The organism is Streptomyces mirabilis (assembly GCF_018310535.1).
In the GTDB taxonomy this organism is placed as follows: domain Bacteria; phylum Actinomycetota; class Actinomycetes; order Streptomycetales; family Streptomycetaceae; genus Streptomyces.
On record NZ_CP074102.1, the window covers coordinates 6305771 to 6322733 of the forward strand.

At 68.1% G+C, this 16963-nt stretch carries 9 protein-coding genes; 2 read left to right on the plus strand and 7 right to left on the minus strand.

What is annotated here, in order from left to right; all coding sequences use genetic code 11:
- Nucleotides 1–62: 62 nt before the first annotated feature.
- The 7 genes from SMIR_RS27795 to SMIR_RS27825 all read right to left on the minus strand — a co-directional run bounded on the left by SMIR_RS27795 (nt 63) and on the right by SMIR_RS27825 (nt 9068).
- Nucleotides 63–923, minus strand: coding sequence for a phosphatase PAP2 family protein (locus SMIR_RS27795; RefSeq protein WP_168490760.1), 861 nt, complete (start codon nt 921–923; stop codon nt 63–65).
- Nucleotides 924–1033: 110 nt separating this feature from the next.
- Nucleotides 1034–2068 (minus strand): LacI family DNA-binding transcriptional regulator, encoded by a 1035-nt coding sequence (locus SMIR_RS27800; RefSeq protein ID WP_054230823.1) that lies wholly within the window; start codon nt 2066–2068, stop codon nt 1034–1036.
- Between the two features lie 25 nt (nt 2069–2093).
- Nucleotides 2094–3743 (minus strand): glycoside hydrolase family 13 protein, encoded by a 1650-nt coding sequence (locus tag SMIR_RS27805; RefSeq protein ID WP_212727523.1) that lies wholly within the window; start codon nt 3741–3743, stop codon nt 2094–2096.
- Nucleotides 3744–3820: 77 nt separating this feature from the next.
- Nucleotides 3821–4726 (minus strand): sugar ABC transporter permease, encoded by a 906-nt coding sequence (locus tag SMIR_RS27810; protein WP_101405538.1) that lies wholly within the window; start codon nt 4724–4726, stop codon nt 3821–3823.
- A gap of 12 nt (nt 4727–4738) precedes the next feature.
- The gene (locus SMIR_RS27815; protein WP_168490757.1) at nt 4739–5737 is read right to left on the minus strand and encodes a carbohydrate ABC transporter permease; all 999 of its coding nucleotides are present in this window, start codon (nt 5735–5737) and stop codon (nt 4739–4741) included.
- 373 nt (nt 5738–6110) lie between these two features.
- Complete coding sequence (locus SMIR_RS27820) at nt 6111–7400, minus strand: extracellular solute-binding protein (RefSeq protein ID WP_168490756.1); 1290 nt, start codon at nt 7398–7400, stop codon at nt 6111–6113.
- A 285-nt stretch (nt 7401–7685) separates the two neighbouring features.
- Nucleotides 7686–9068 (minus strand): alpha-amylase, encoded by a 1383-nt coding sequence (locus SMIR_RS27825; RefSeq protein WP_168500970.1) that lies wholly within the window; start codon nt 9066–9068, stop codon nt 7686–7688.
- Between the two features lie 221 nt (nt 9069–9289).
- Between SMIR_RS27825 and SMIR_RS27830 the strand changes: the two genes are divergently transcribed.
- Both SMIR_RS27830 and pulA read left to right on the plus strand, forming a co-directional pair.
- Nucleotides 9290–11350 carry a carbohydrate-binding module family 20 domain-containing protein gene (locus SMIR_RS27830; RefSeq protein WP_168490752.1) on the plus strand — a complete coding sequence of 687 codons (2061 nt, stop codon included), beginning with the start codon at nt 9290–9292 and terminating at the stop codon, nt 11348–11350.
- 153 nt (nt 11351–11503) lie between these two features.
- On the plus strand, nt 11504–16912 hold the full coding sequence (gene pulA / locus SMIR_RS27835; protein WP_212728427.1) for a pullulanase-type alpha-1,6-glucosidase: 5409 nt from the start codon (nt 11504–11506) through the stop codon (nt 16910–16912).
- The last annotated feature ends 51 nt before the right edge of the window (nt 16913–16963 follow it).

The following is a 16963-nucleotide window of genomic DNA, read 5'->3' on the forward strand; positions in this document are numbered from 1 at the left end:
GAGGCGGACAGCAAACGGGCCCGTCGGTGATCGACGGGCCCGTGCGACGACAGCTCCGGGTGTCAGGCCTCCAGCGGCACCAGGGGCGCGCCACGCGTCCCGGGAACCCAGCGGGGCAGGGCGTAGGGCAGAGCGCCGTACCAGAGGCGGGCGACCGTGAAGCCGAAGGCCAGGCACAGCATGCCGCCCACCGCGTCCAGCCAGAAGTGGTTGGCGGTGGAGACGATGACCAGCAGCGTGGCCGCCGGGTAGAGCAGGCCCAGCACACGCACCCACGGCACCGAGGCCAGGGCGAAGATGGTCAGACCGCACCACAGGGACCAGCCGATGTGCATCGACGGCATCGCGGCGTACTGGTTCGACATGTGCTTGAGGTCCCCGGAGGCCATGGAACCCCACGTGTGGTGGACGACCACCGTGTCGACGAAGTCGCCGCCGTTCATCAGGCGGGGCGGGGCCAGCGGGAAGAAGTAGTAGCCGAGCAGGGCCACCGCCGTGGTGGCGAAGAGCGCGAGGCGTGCCGCCGCGTACCGGCCGGGGTGGCTGCGATAGAGCCACACCAGGACCCCGAGTGTCACGACGAAGTGCAGCGTCGCGTAGTAGTAGTTCATCCCGATGATCAACCATGTCACCGAGTTCACGGCGTGGTTGACCGACTGCTCGACGGCGATCCCGAGGTGGTGCTCCATGCGCCACAGCCAGTCGGCGTTGCTCAGCGCCTCCTGCTTCTGCTCGGGCACGGCGTTGCGGATCAGTGAGTACGTCCAGTAACTCACGGCGATGAGCAGGATCTCGAACCAGAAGCGGGGGCGACGCGGGGTGCGCAGCCGGCGCAGAAACGCCTTCCCCGCGTTCTCCTCCGCGACGGGGCGTGGAGCGGCCCGGTCCTGGCCTTCCAGTGTCGTCACGGTCGTCTCACCCATAGGCACAAAGTCTGCCAGAAAAGCGTTCCGCGACCGATCATCCCCTGGTTGGGTCCTGGCCGCACGTTCTACGACAGGAGGAGTCCTACGCGCAACGTATGCGCTCCTCCTCAGGGACGATTCCGGTCCCCAGGGGCCGAAGCGGTCGAACCGCGCACCACCAGCTCCGGCATGAACACGAACTCACTGTGCGGCGCCGGAGTTCCACCGATCTCCTCCAGCAACGTCCGCACCGCCGCCTGACCCATGGCCGGGACCGGCTTGCGTATCGTCGTCAGGGGCGGGTCGGTGAAGGCGATCAGGGGGGAGTCGTCGAAGCCGACGACCGATATGTCCTTCGGTACCTCCAGGCCCCGCTGACGCGCCGCCCTTATCGCGCCGAGGGCCATCATGTCGCTCGCGCAGACCACCGCCGTGCACCCCCGGTCCATGAGGGCGGTGGCCGCGGCCTGACCGCCCTCCAGGGTGTACAACGAGTGCTGGACCAGTCGCTCCTCGATGTCGGCCGGGCTCAGCCCCAACTGCTCCTGCATCGTGCGCACGAAGCCTTCGATCTTCCGCTGCACGGGCACGAACCGCTTCGGACCCAGGGCGAGTCCGATGTTGGTGTGCCCGAGTGAGACGAGGTGCGTGACCGCGAGGGCCATCGCCGCGCGGTCGTCCGGGGAGATGAAGGGCGCCTGGACCTTCGGGGAGAAACCGTCGACCAGGACGAACGGGACGCCCTGGGCGCGCAGCTGCTCGTAGCGCTGCATATCCGCCGAGGTGTCGGCGTGCAGACCGGAGACGAAGATGATGCCGGCGACGCCCCGATCCACCAGCATCTCCGTCAGCTCGTCCTCGGTGGAGCCGCCCGGCGTCTGGGTGGCGAGGACCGGGGTGTAGCCCTGGCGGGTCAGGGCCTGGCCGATGACTTGCGCCAGAGCCGGAAATATGGGGTTCTCCAGCTCCGGGGTGATCAGGCCCACCAGGCCCTCGCTGCGCTGCCGCAGCCGGACCGGACGCTCATAGCCCAGGACGTCGAGCGCGGCCAGGACGGACTGGCGGGTGGTCGCGGCGACGCCCGGCTTCCCGTTCAGGACGCGGCTGACAGTCGCCTCACTGACCCCCGCCTGGGCTGCGATGTCGGCAAGCCGTGTGGTCACAGGATTGGACTGTACCGGTCGCATCTCAGGCTGCCCACCAGACCGTTGAATCTGCGGGCAGTTCGGTCGTTTCGGCACCCGGCTCGACGTCCGCGCTGGCGAGCAGCAGGGTGCCCGGGGTGGGCAGCGGGAGGGGGGCCGAGGTGAGGTTCACCGTGCACACGAAGGAGCCCTCGGCGGTGTCACGGCGGAAGGCGAGGACCCCGTCGGGCGTCGGCAGCCAGGTCACCTGACGGCCCGCGCCGAGCGCCGGGTGCTCGCGGCGCACGGCGAGCGCGCTGCGGTAGAACTCCAGCGTCGAGGTGGGGTCGCCCTCCTGCGCCTCGACCGTGAGGTTCTTCCAGGAGGCCGGCTGCGGCAGCCAGCTCGGGCCGCCCTCGACCGGGCCGAAGCCGAACGGCGCGACCTCGCCGGACCACGGCAGCGGCACCCGGCAGCCGTCGCGGGTGCCGTCCTGGCCCGCGCTGCGGAAGAACGCCGGGTCCTGGCGGACCTCGTCGGGCAGGTCGACGACCTCGGGCAGTCCGAGCTCCTCGCCCTGGTAGAGGTACGCCGAGCCGGGCAGCGCCAGCATGAGCAGGGTCGCCGCCCGGGCCCGGCGCAGACCACGCGCCTCGTCCCCTTCCGCGAGACGCGTGGAGTGCCGAACCACGTCGTGGTTGGACAGGACCCAGGTCGCGGGCGCGTGCACGGCGTTCATGGCGCCGAGCGAACGGTCGATGACGTCGCGCAGGTCCGCCGCGTTCCAGCCGGTGGTCAGATAGGAGAAGTTGAAGGCCTGGTGCAGCTCGTCCGGGCGCAGGTACAGCGCGCTGCGCTCGACGGTCGGCGTCCACGCCTCGGCCACCGCGATCCGCTCACCCGTGTACTCGTCGAGGATCCGCCGCCAGCTGCGGTAGATCTCGTGCACGCCGTCCTGGTCGAAGTACGGCACGGCCTCGGTGCCGAGCAGCTTGACCTGCCCGTCGTGGCCGATGTCGGGCAGACCCGCCGCCTTGACGAGGCCGTGGGCGACGTCGATGCGGAAGCCGTCGATGCCGAGGTCCAGCCAGAAGCGCAGGATGGAGCGGAACTCGTCGTGGACGGCCGGGTGGTCCCAGTTGAAGTCGGGCTGCTCGGGCGCGAACAGATGCAGGTACCACTCGCCGTCCTCGACGCGGGTCCAGGCCGGGCCGCCGAAGATGGACTCCCAGTCATTGGGGGGCAGTTCGCCGTTCTCACCCTTGCCGGGACGGAAGTGGAAGCGCTCCCGGATCGGCGAACCCGGGCCCTCGCGCAGCGCCTGCTTGAACCACTCGTGCTGGTCCGAGCAGTGGTTGGGCACCAGGTCGACGATCACCCGCAGTCCCAGGCCGTGCGCGTCCCGTACCAGGTCGTCGGCGTCCGTGAGGTTGCCGAACATCGGGTCCACCGCGCGGTAGTCGGCCACGTCGTAGCCCGCGTCCGCCTGTGGGGAGGCGTAGAAGGGGGACAGCCACACCGCGTCGACGCCGAGGTCCTTGAGGTAGGGGAGCCGGGCCCGGACGCCGGGCAGATCACCCATGCCGTCGCCGTTGCCGTCCGCGAAGCTGCGCGGATAGACCTGGTAGATGACCGCGTCGCGCCACCACTCCCGGCGCCCGGAGGCGGCGGAGGAGGCGTCGGTGGGGAGTGCGTCGGTGGCGTGCTGGGTCATGGATTCCCTTAGGGGTGCGGGGGGAACGACGGAGGCGCTTGCTGAGTACGAGGGGTCCGCTAAGTGCGGGCGGGCCGTCAGGATTTCGTGCCTCCGGCGGTCAGACCGGAGACCAGGCTGCGCTGCACCAGCATGAAGACGAGGGCCGCCGGAAGGGTGATGATGATCGCCGTGGCCGAGGTCCACGCCCAGTCGGGCCGCTGGTCCTGGGCGAAGGTGCGGATGCCGACGGCGAGCGTGTAGTGGTCGGACTGCATGAACTGCGTGGCGTAGGCGACCTCGCCCCAGGCGGTGAGGAAGCTGTAGAACGCGGTCACGGCGAGGCCCGGCTTGGCCAGCGGCACGATCAGCCGCCAGAACGTGCCGAACGGGGTGAGCCCGTCGACCCGGCCCGCCTCGTCTATCTCCTTGGGGATGGTGTCGAAGTACCCCTTCATCATCCAGGCGCAGAACGGCACCGCCGTCGTCGCGTACGCCAGGATCAGACCGAGGTAGTTGTCCAGCAGGTTCAGCTCGGACATAAGGAGATACAGCGGCACGATCAGCACGATACTGGGGAACATCTGCGTGACCAGGAAGGTCCACATCAGCTGCCTGCTGCCGGGGAACTTCATCCGGGACACCGCGTATCCGGCGGTCGCCGCGAGGAAGACGCCGAGCACGGTGGTGCCGCCCGCCACGACGACGGTGTTCAGGAACCACTTCGGCAGGTCCGTCTGGGACAGCACATCGCTGTAGTTGTGCAGGCTGAGATGCGAGAACACCTCGCTCGGCTGCTGCCAGGCGTTCTTCGGGCCGAGCGAGATGAACAGGATCCACATCACCGGGAAGGCCGCGATCACCGTGGCGACGATCAGCGTGCCGTGCAGGGCGATCGAGGAGCCGAGGCTGCGCTCCTCGCGGCCGCGCACCTTGCCGGGGGTGGCCACGGCGGACCGGCCGGCGGCGGCGGTCGCGGAGGACTCGTGGGTTGCTGCGGTCATGGCGAGGGCTCCTTACGCCTGCTCGGACTTCAGGGTGCTGCGGCGGTAGAAGGTCGAGAAGGCCAGCAGGAGGGCGAGGATGATGATCCCGTACGTCGCCGCGCCCGCGTAGTCCGAGATGCCGGTGAACGCCTTGCGGAAGGCGAAGGTGACGAGGATGTCGGCGTCGCCGCTCGTGTTGTTGCCCAGCAGCAGATAGATGACGTTGAACATGTTGAACGTCCAGATGCAGCCGAGCAGGATCACCGTGTTCGACACCGGGCGCAGGCCGGGCAGCGTCACGTTGACGAAGCGCTGCCAGGGGGAGGCGCCGTCCATCTCGGCGGCCTCGTACAGCTCCTTGGGGATGGACTGGAGTCCGCCGAGCACCGCGACCATGTTGAAGGGGACGCCGATCCAGACGTTCACCATGATGACGGCGATCTTCTGGGCGAGCGGGGTGCCGAGCCAGTCCTGGGCCGGCAGTCCGAACGCGGTGATGATCTCGTTGAAGACGCCGTACTGGGAGTTGAGCATCAGCCGCCAGGCGAAGACGCCGATGAACGAGGGGACGGCCCAGGGCAGGATCAGCATGGCGCGGTAGAAACCGCGGAAGCGGACCTTGCGGTTGAGCAGCACCGCGAGGCCCATGCCGATGCCGACCTGGAGGGTCACGCAGGACACCGTCCAGATGACCGTCCACAGCAGGCGGGGGTAGAAGTCGCTGTCCGCGCCCGACAGCACGTGCCAGTAGTTGTCGAGGCCGACGAACTTGTAGGTGGCCGGGCGGTGGAAGGCGCCGATGGTGGACGCCACGTTCGACTCGTTGGCGTCGGTCAGCGACTGGTAGATGCCGTACCCGAGCGGATACAGGACGAGGACGGTGAGGACGATGGCGACCGGGGCCACCATGGCCCAGGCGTACCAGTACTTGTCCCAGGACCGCCGGAGCGCCGAAACGCGTGGGGGGCGCGCGGCGTTCTTGCCGGGCGCGGGCAGGTCGGTCTTCTCGGTGCTCGCTGCGGTCGTCATCCTCATCGGCTCTTTCGCGGCGGAAATGCGGAGGTCTGGGGGTCGGGAGATCTTCTGGGGCTCGGGAGATCTGGGGGCCCGGGGTCCGGCGGCCCCCGGGGATCCGGCGGACCGGGGGACCAGGGGTTTGGTGGACCGGGGATCCGGTGGACCTGGGGTCCGGGGATCCGGTGGGCCCGGGGCCCGGGGGCCGGAGGTCTGGTCAACCCGGGGTTCAGGGGCCCTGGGCTGGTGGACCTGGGCCCGGGGGCCCGGAGGTCCTGAGGGAACCGGTGACCGCAGCCCCGGGGGAGCCCCGTTCGGGGCGGCAGCGGGGAAAACGTTCCCCGGGGCTGCGCGTTCTTCGGTTACCGGTGGATCAGGGGTTGCCCGGTCAGCCGATGGTGTAGCCGGGCAGGAGCTTCTGGAACTCCTTGGCGGTGGCGTCGAGACCGGCCTTGACGTCCTCGCTGCCCTGCAGGATCTTCACGTAGTTCTGCGCGAGCGGCGTGAAGAGCGAGCCGACCTGCGGCAGCGCGACGCGCGGGCGGGCGGTCTGCTCCAGGATCGGCTTGAAGCCGGCGATCTTGGCGTCCGCCGTGACCTCGGCCGTGTACGCCGACTTGCGGGTCGGCAGCGTGCCGGTGCCCTTGGCGATCTCGACCTGGCTGTCGGTCGAGGTCATGAACTGGGTGAAGAGGTACCCGGCGTCCAGGTTCTTGGAGCCCTGGTAGACCGCGAGGTTGTGACCGCCGGTCGGCGCCTGGGCCTTGCCGCCGGGGCCGGCCGGGACGGGCGCGTAGCCGAGGTTGGTCTCCTTGCCCTTGAAGGCGCTGCCGCTCAGGTCCTCGCTGACCGACCAGGGACCCTGGACCAGCATGGCGACCTTGCCGGTCTTGAACGCCGTCTGCATGTTCTGGTAGGCGTTGGCGTAGTCGACCTTCATCGACGCCTCGTCCTGGATCTTCTTCGCCGTGGTGATCGCGGTGACGGCGTTGGCGTCGGAGATGGTGATCTTCTTGGCCGAGGTGTCGGCCATGTCCGCGTTGTTGCTGTAGAGCAGCGGGAGCAGGAAGTACGAGTCGGGGTTGAGGTAGGTGCCGTACGCCCCGGTCTTCTTCTTGATGGTCTTCGAGTCGGTGATGAACTCGTCCCAGGTGGTCGGCGGCTGCGCGATGCCGGCCTTCTTCAGGAGGTCCTTGTTGTAGAGGAGACCCAGGGTGTCGGTGACCGAGGGGACGCCGTACGTCTTGCCGTTGTACTTGGTGGTGTTCAGCGGGCCCGAGTTGAAGTCCGAGGTGTCCTTCAGCGCGATCGTGCCGTCGAGAGGCGCGATGTAACCGAGCGAGGCGTACTCGGCCATCAGGCCGACGTCGGTGCGGACGACGTCCGGGGCGCCCTTGCCGCTCTTCGCCGCCGACTTGAACTTCTGCTCGACGTCGCTGAACGGGACGCTCTGGTAGTTCACCTTGATCTTCGGGTACTTGGCCTCGAACTTCTTGATGAGAGCCTTGTACGTCGGGGCTTCGGTCGCCGCGTCCGATGTGTCCCAGTACGTGATCGTCCCGGAAATGTCGCCGGCGGCCTTCGGCTTGCTCGACGAGTTGTCGTCGGAACCACCACAGGCGGTCGCGGTCAGCGCGATGACGGTCACCGCGGCGGCGATCGATATGCCACGTCGCATATGAACTCCTAGAAGAGGGTTTGCCCGGATCTTCCCTTGGGAGGACCGCGGGTGCCGTCTGTCCCATCGACGGCCGCCGGGCTGGGGAGGAAACTAACAGCGCTGCAAGTCCTTGCGAAAGACGTTGCAAGGAAATTTCCGCAAGATCCCGCAAGCGTGACGTTCCCGTTACCGCAAGGTGTCGCAAAGAGGTCGCAAAGGGGAAAGCGCCGTATCGGGTATGTCCGATACGGCGCTTTCGGTGCGGGCTCTCGTACGGCCTTCCGCGCGGCGCGCGGAGGCCGCTCAGCAACTGGTCTTGCCCGCGTAGATCGCCAGCGCCGTGTTCGCGCCGAGGGTCGCCGTGAACTGTCCGGAGCTGTTCACCGTGACGCTGGTGTTGTTCTGGACATTGCAGTACGTCCCCGCCGCGAGGGATGTCTGATAGGTCCGGGTCAGCGAGCCCGACTCGTGGTTGATGGCCACGTACCCCTTGGCGCCCCGGCCGAAGGCGATCGCGTCGTTGCCGTCGTCCCACCAGTCGGTGACCGACTGGCCCCGGGTGGCGTTGCGGAAGGCCACCATCGACTTGATCTCCGGCCAGGCGTGCTGGCACTTCCAGCCGTCCTGCCAGCAGGCGTTGACCGTGCCGCCGCCCGGTGGCCCGGCGTCCACGTCCGACCACTCGTAGCCGGAGTTGATGTCCGGGGCGCCGTACGGGTAGGCGAGCATGAAGACGTTGGCGAGGGTGTAGTTCGCCCCGTCCTTGTAGTTGAGCGTCGAGCCGTTGCGCTCGGTGTCGTGGTTGTCGACGAAGACGCCCGCGACGGAGCTGCTCATATAGCCCCAGCCCTCGCCGTAGTTCTTCAGGTAGGCGAGGTTCTCGTTGTTGAAGACCCGCTTGAGGTCGTAGGCGTACCGGAACTCCTGTACGTCGCCGTTGCCGGTGTACTCGGTCGGCTGGACCGCCTCCCCGGCGCCGTAGATGACCTCCTGCTTCCAGTACACCGACGGATTGGTCAGCCGCGACTTGATGTTGGCGAGGTCGGCCGCCGGGATGTGCTTGGCCGCGTCGATGCGGAAGCCGTCCACGCCGTACCCGAGCAGGCTGTTCATGTACCCGGCGATGGTCTTGCGGACGTACTCCTCGCCGGTGTCCAGGTCGGCGAGCCCGACGAGCTCGCAGTTCTGGACGTTGGCGCGGTCGGTGTAGTCGCTGACCGTCGCCGTGCAGTCGTCCATGTCGTACGAGGAGTACAGGCCCGGGTAGTCGTACTTCGTGTACGAAGAGCCGCCGGTGCCGGTGCCGGAACCCGCCGCCATGTGGTTGACGACCGTGTCCGCCACGACCTTCACGCCTGCCGCGTGACAGGTGTTGATCATGTTCTGGAAGGCGGTCGCGTCACCGAGCCGCCCAGCGATCCGGTAGCTCACGGGCTGGTACGAGGTCCACCACTGTGAGCCCTGTATGTGCTCGGCGGGTGGCGAGACCTGGACATAGCCGTAGCCGGCCGGCCCCAGCGTGTTGGTGCATTCCTTGGCGACCGAGTCGAACTTCCACTCGAACAGAACGGCGGTGACGTCCTTCGTGCCCGGCGGAGAAGCCGCCGCGACACCCGGGGGGAGGGCCACCGAGACCGCCAGGCCCGCCGCGAGGGCGAACGAGGCGGCAAGTGTTTTCCTGGCCATGTTTCTTGCCATGTGGGTGCTCCTGCACTTCGTCGTGCGGGTGGGGGGAACGGAAGTTATCCGTTGGTTCGAGTTTCAGCAAGATGTCGAAAGAACTTCCAACGCGTGTATTGACGCGGCCACTTGGCCGCGCCCACTCTCGCATCGCGGTCAACTCGACTCCCCAGAACCCCAGTTGCCCGCATTCCCGCACCTCCGTCCCCCCGCAAGGAGTTGCCGTCATGCGCTGGATCAGATCACGGGCGTTACCCCTGGCCACAGCCGGACTGCTGGCCCTCGGCGGAGCCGCCGCGCTGCCCGCTCCGGCCGCCCACGCCGCCGTCTCCGACACCGGCATCCCCAACGGCGATGTGATCGCCAACCTGTGGGAGTGGAACTGGAAGTCGGTCGCCGCCGAGTGCACGAACGTCCTCGACCCGGCCGGCTACGGGGCGGTCCAGGTCGCCCCGCCCGCGGAGTCGTTGAAGCAGACGAACTACTACTGGTGGGACGTCTACCAGCCCTACGCCTACAACCTGAACAGCCGCTTCGGCACCGCGGCCCAGTTCAAGACCATGGTCGACACGTGTCACGCGGCCGGCATCAAGGTCTACACGGACGCCGTGATCAACCACACCGCCGCCCAGACCGGCACCGGCTACAACGGCACGGTCATCACCAACAAGTACGACACCCCCGACTACGACCCCGCCGACAGCGACGACTGCACGAAGACCATCTCCAACTGGTCCGACCGGTACGAGGTCCAGCACTGCGAACTGCTCGGCCTGCCCGACCTGGACACCGCCGAGAGCGGCGTCCGCACGAAGATCATCGGCTTCCTCGATCAGCAGATCGACCTGGGCGTCGACGGCTTCCGTGTCGACGCGGCCAAACACATCGACGCCGCCGACCTGAGCGCCATCGTCGCCGGACTGCACACCACGACCTCCGGCTCGGCGCCGTACATCACCCAGGAGATCTACCCCGGCACCCCGCCCTCACAGGACGAGTACTACGGCACCGGTGACGTCCTCGACTTCACCTTCGCCGCGCAGGTGAAGTCCCAGTTCCAGGGCGACATCGCCAACCTGTCCAGCTTCGGCAGCAGTTGGGGCCTGACGTCCGAGGCGAACTCCAACACCTTCGTGACCAACCACGACACCGAGCGCAACGGCTACTCGCTCAGCTACAAGGACGGCGACACCGCGGTCCTCGCCAACGTCTTCCAGCTGGCCCGGGGCTACGGCCGCCCGTCCGTCTACTCCGGCTGGACCTTCAGCCAGAGCGACGAGGCCCCGCCGAACTCCGCCGGTTTCGTCACCGACACCGACTGCGCGAGCGGCTGGTACTGCCTCGACCGCAACACCGCGGTCTCCGGCATGATCGGCTGGCACAACGCGGCGAGCGGCTACGCGGTAGCCAACTGGCAGTCCCCGGCCTCGAACGTCATCGGCTTCGGCAGGGGCGGCGCGGGCTTCGTCGCCATCAACAACAGCTCCGGCGCCAACACGTACACGTACACGACGGGCCTGGCCGACGGCACCTACCCGAATGTGATCGACGGTGGCGCCACAACCGTCACCGTCACGGGCGGCAGGGCCTCCCTGACCGTGCCCGCGAAGTCGGCGGTCGCCTTCTACGACCCGGACTACGTCTGCACGGTGAACTGCGGCGGAGGCAGTGGGGGCGGAGGCGGCGGTGGTTCCACCGATGTCACCGCGACCTTCGACGAGTACGCCCCGACCACCACCGGCACCGATGTGTACGTGGTCGGCTCGGTCGCCGCGCTGGGCAGCTGGAACGCGGCGAACGCGGTGAAGCTGTCGTCGTCGGGCTACCCGATCTGGAAGGCCGACGTCTCCGTCCCGGCGAGCACGAGCATCGAGTACAAGTACATGAAGAAGGACTCGTCCGGAAACGTCACCTGGGAGTCCAACGCCAACAGGACCCTCACGACCGGCACTTCGGCCGTCGAGGTCGACAACTCCTGGAACGTGGCCGACGCCGACGCCACGGACGTGACCTTCGCAGTCAACGCCACCACCGACTACGGCACCAACGTGTACGTCGTCGGCTCCATCCCCTCCCTCGGCTCCTGGAACACCGCCGACGCGATCCCGCTGTCCTCGGCGTCGTACCCGTACTGGGGCAGGCTGGTCATCGTGCCCAAGTCGACATCGTTCGCCTACAAGTACGTCAAGAAGGACTCCTCCGGAAACGTGACTTGGGAGTCCGGAGCCAACCGCGCCTACAGCACCGGCTCGGGAACGGGTTACAGCGTCAGCGACACCTGGCGCTGAAAGTTCTTGCTCAGAGTTTCAAGACTCTTGCTGTAAAGCTTGCGTGGGCGATACCGTCGCGCCGGTCGCCCGGCATCGAGGCCGTGTCTCGGTCAAGCCGGTCCCAAACGAGCCGTTTTGAGCCGTATTCACTAGGAGTTCACGCCTGTGGCCCTGATACCGAGATGGCCGGCGCCCGGGGCGCGCCGCCGCACCCCGCCCCAGCGAAGAATCGCCGCCGTCGCCGTGGCCGCCCTCGCGGCAGCGTTCCTTCAGCCGATCGCGGCGCGGGCGCAGACCCCGCCCGCGCCGCCCTCGGACGCCAAGCTCGCCGCCGAACCGGCCCGGCACGACGACACGCGCGAGCAGTTCTACTTCGTCATGCCGGATCGTTTCGCCAATGGCGACACATCCAACGACCGGGGCGGGCTGACCGGTTCGCGCCTCAGCACCGGCTACGACCCCACGGACAAGGGCTTCTACCAGGGCGGCGACCTGAAGGGGCTGACCAGCAAGCTCGACTACATCAAGGGGCTCGGCACCACCGCCATCTGGATGGCGCCGATCTTCAAGAACCAGCCCGTGCAGGGCGAGGGCAGCAACGCCTCGGCCGGGTACCACGGCTACTGGATCACCGACTTCACCCAGGTCGACCCGCACTTCGGCACCAACAAGGACCTCGCGACCCTCATCTCCAAGGCCCACGCCAAGGGCATGAAGGTCTTCTTCGACGTCATCACCAACCACACCGCCGACGTCGTCGACTATGAGCAGAAGTCCTACGACTACCTCTCCAAGGGTGCCTTCCCGTATCTGACCAAGGACGGGAAGCCCTTCGACGACGCCGACTACGCGGCGGGAGGCGCCGGATTCCCGTCCGTGGGCGCCGGGTCCTTCCCCCGCACGCCCGTCGTGCCCGCCGCCAAGAAGAACGTCAAGGTGCCGTCCTGGCTCAACGACCCGACGATGTACCACAACCGCGGCGACTCCACCTATGCCGGTGAGTCCACCACCTACGGCGACTTCTCCGGCCTCGACGACCTGTGGACCGAGCGTCCCGAGGTCGTCAGCGGCATGGAGAAGATCTACGAGAAGTGGGTCAGGGACTTCGGCGTCGACGGCTTCCGGATCGACACCGTGAAGCACGTGGACATGGAGTTCTGGACGCAGTGGGCCACCGCGCTCGACAAGTACGCGGCCGAGCGGGGCCGGAAGCACTTCTTCATGTTCGGCGAGGTCTACTCCGCCGACACGTCGATCACCTCCCCGTACGTCACCCAGGGCCGGCTCGACGCCACCCTCGACTTCCCCTTCCAGGACGCGGCACGCTCGTACGCCTCCCAGGGCGGCAGCGCCAAGAAGCTCGCCTCGGTCTTCGGTGACGACTACAAGTACACGACCGACAAGGCCAACGCGTACGAGCAGGTCACCTTCCTCGGCAACCACGACATGGGCCGCATCGGGTACTTCCTGAACCAGGACAACCCGAAGGCCACCGACGCCGAACTGGTGAAGAAGGACGAGCTCGCCAACGAGCTGATGTTCCTCAGCCGCGGCAACCCGGTCGTCTACTACGGCGACGAGCAGGGCTTCACCGGCGCGGGCGGCGACAAGGACGCCCGTCAGACGATGTTCGCCTCCAAGGTCGCCGACTACCTCGACGACGACGAGCTCGGCACCGACCGCACCCACGCGAGCGACGCCTACGACACGAGCGCACCGCTCTACAAGGAGATCGCCGCTCTCTCGAAGCTCCGCAAGGACAACCCGGCCCTCGCGGACGGGGTGCAGACCGAGCGCTACGCGGCCGACGGGGCGGGCGTCTACGCCTTCTCCCGTACCGGCGGCGACAAGACCGAGTACCTCGTCGCCCTCAACAACGCGGGCGAGGCGAAGACGGCGACCTTCGCGACCGGCTCCGCCGGCATGACCTTCCAGGGGATCTACGGGACCTCGTCACGGCCGACGAGCGACGCCGACAAGAACATCACCGTCACCGTCCCGGCCCATTCCACCGTCGTCCTCAAGGCGGCCCGCCCGCTCGGCGCCCCCGCCGCGAAGCCCTCGCTCACCCTGAAGGCTCCGGACGCGGGCGCGACCGGCACCGTCGAGCTCGGCGCCGACGTCACCGGCGGTCAGCTCGACCGCGTCGTCTTCGCCGCCCAGGTCGGAGGCGGGAAGTGGCGGACGCTCGGCTCCGCCGACCACGCCCCGTACAAGGTCACGCAGGTCATCGGCAAGGACGTACCCGCCGGAACCGCCCTGCGCTACAAGGCGGTGGTCGTCGACTCGGCCGGGCGGACCGCGAGTGCGACGGCCGCCAGTACGAGTGGCACCCCGCCCACCGCCGAGGTCCCCACCGCCTCCTCGCGGGACTACGCGATCGTCCACTACAAGCGCACCGACGGCGACTACACCGACTGGCGGCTGTACGCCTGGGGCGACCTCGCCGACGGCGAGTCGACGACCTGGCCCGCGGGCCACGACTTCGTCGGCCGGGACGCCTACGGTGCCTTCGCCTACGTGAAGCTGAAGCCGGGCGCCTCCAGTGTCGGCTTCCTCGTCATCGACAAGGACGGCAACAAGGACGTCGCCACCGACCGCACGATCGACGTCACCAAGACGGGCGAGGTCTGGGTCGAGCAGGGCAAGGAGGCCGTACAGACCCAGCGGCCCGACTACCCGGCGCAGGACACGACCAAGGCCGTACTGCACTACCACCGCGCCGACGGTGACTACACCGGCTGGGGACTGCACGTCTGGACCGGGGCCGCGACGCCCACGGACTGGTCCAAGCCCCTGGAGCCGGTGAAGACCGACGCCTATGGCGCGGTCTTCGAGGTGCCGCTCGCCGAAGGTGCCACCAGCCTCAGTTACATCCTCCACAAGGGCGACGAGAAGGACCTCCCGACCGATCAGTCGCTCGACCTCACCGCGAACGGCCACGAGGTGTGGCTGGTGAACGGCCAGGAGAAGTACCTGCTCCCGCAGCCCGCGGGCAGCGCGGCCGCGCTCGACCTGACCACCTCCAAGGCGGTCTGGATCGACCGGAACACGGTTGCCTGGAACGGCTCCGAGGCCGCGGCCTCCACTCAGCTGCTGTACTCCCACGACGGCTCGATCGCCGTCAAGGACGGGACGCTGACCAGCGACGACGAGCGGTGGCTCCGGCTTTCCAGGACCACCCTCACCGACGCCCAGAAGGCCGCGTTCCCGTACCTCAAGGACTACACCGCCTGGTCCGTCGACCCGCGCGACCGAGGCCGGGTGAAGGAGGCCCTGAACGGTCAGATCGTCGCCTCGCAACGAGCCGCCAACGGCGCCGTGCTCGCGGCGACCGGCGTCCAGATCGCCGGCGTACTCGACGATCTGTACGACGCGACCAAGGCACAGCTGGGTCCGACGTTCCGCGACGGGCGTCCCACGCTGGCCGTGTGGGCGCCGACCGCGCAGAGCGTCGCGCTGGAGCTCGACGACTCCACGGTCGCCATGAAGAGGAACGACACCACCGGCGTCTGGTCCGTCACCGGCGCGAAGTCCTGGCGGAACAAGCCCTACCGGTACGTCGTGAAGGTGTGGGCGCCCACCGTCCGCAAGGTCGTCACCAACAAGGTCACCGACCCGTACTCGCTCGCCCTCACCGCCGACTCCGAGCGCAGTCTCGTCGTCGACCTGAAGGACAAGTCCCTCGCCCCGAGCGGCTGGTTCTCCTTGAAGAAGCCCAAGGCCGTGCCGCTGCGGGACGCCCAGATCCAGGAGCTGCACATCCGGGACTTCTCGGTGGCGGACAAGACCGTCCCGGCGAAGGACCAGGGCACCTACCTCGCCTTCACCGACAAGAACAGCGACGGGTCCAGACACCTGCGGGCCCTCGCCGCGTCGGGCACCTCGTACGTCCACCTCCTGCCCGCCTTCGACATCGCCACCATCCCCGAGAAGAAGTCCGACCAGGCCACCACCGGCTGCGACCTCGCCTCCTACCCCGCCGACTCCCAGAAGCAGCAGGAGTGCGTCGCCGCGATCGCCGCGAAGGACGCCTACAACTGGGGCTACGACCCGTACCACTACACGGTCCCGGAGGGCTCGTACGCGAGTGACCCGGACGGCACCGGCCGTACGGTCGAGTTCCGCCGGATGGTCAAGTCGCTGAACGAGGACGGCCTGCGGGTCGTCATGGACGTCGTCTACAACCACACGGCCGCCAGTGGTCAGGCGGACACCTCCGTGCTCGACAGGATCGTGCCCGGCTACTACCAGCGGCTCCTCGCCGACGGGTCCGTCGCCACCTCCACCTGCTGTGCGAACACGGCCACCGAGAACGCCATGATGGGCAAGCTGGTGGTGGACTCGATCGTCACCTGGGCCAAGGAGTACAAGGTCGACGGCTTCCGCTTCGACCTCATGGGACACCACCCCAAGGCCAACATCCTCGCGGTCCGCAAGGCCCTCGACGCGCTGACCCCGGCGAAGGACGGGGTCGACGGCAAGAAGATCATCCTGTACGGGGAGGGCTGGAACTTCGGTGAGGTCGCCGACGACGCCCGTTTCGTGCAGGCCACCCAGAAGAACATGGCCGGGACGGGCATCGCGACCTTCTCCGACCGGGCGCGTGACGCCGTACGCGGCGGCAGCCCCTTCGACTCCGACCCCGGCGTCCAGGGCTTCGCCTCGGGGCTGTACACAGACCCCAACTCCTCCACCGCCAACGGCACTTCGGCCGAGCAGAAGGCCCGGCTGCTGCACTACCAGGACCTCATCAAGATCGGGCTCAGCGGCAACCTCGCCTCCTACCGCTTCACCGACACCGACGGCAAGGAGGTCAAGGGCTCCGAGGTCGACTACAACGGCCAGCCCGCCGGATACGCGGCGGCACCGGGCGACGCCCTCGCGTACGTCGACGCGCACGACAACGAGTCCCTGTACGACGCCCTCACCTACAAGCTGCCCGCCACGACCAGCGCGGGCGACCGGGCGCGGATGCAGGTCCTCGCCATGGCGACCGCCGCCCTCTCCCAGGGGCCCTCGCTCTCCCAGGCGGGCTCCGACCTGCTGCGCTCCAAGTCCCTCGACCGCAACTCGTTCGACAGCGGCGACTGGTTCAACGCCATCCACTGGGACTGCCGGGACGGCAACGGCTTCGGACGCGGACTGCCGATGGCGGCCGACAACGCGTCCAAGTGGCCCTACGCCACACCCCTGTTGAACACCGTCAAGGTGGGATGCCCCCAGATCGAGGGCAGCTCCGCCGCGTACCAGGACCTGGAGCGGATCCGTACGACCGAGAACGTCTTCTCGCTGTCCACCGCAGGGCAGGTGCAGTCGAAGCTCTCCTTCCCGCTGTCCGGCAAGGACGAGACGCCCGGCGTGATCACCATGGAGCTCGGCGACCTCGTCGTCGTCTTCAACGCGACACCGAAGACACAGGAGCAGACGGTCGGCGCCCTGGCCGGGACGGCGTACGCGCTGCACCCGGTGCAGGCGGCGGGCGCCGACCCTATCGTCAAATCCTCCTCTTACGAGGCGAAATCGGGCACGTTCGCCGTTCCGGGGCGCACTGTGGCGGTATTCTCCCGGACCTCCTGAAAGGGCACTACCTTGGTGGGGCAGACCTCGAACCCGGTCTGCCCCACCGGC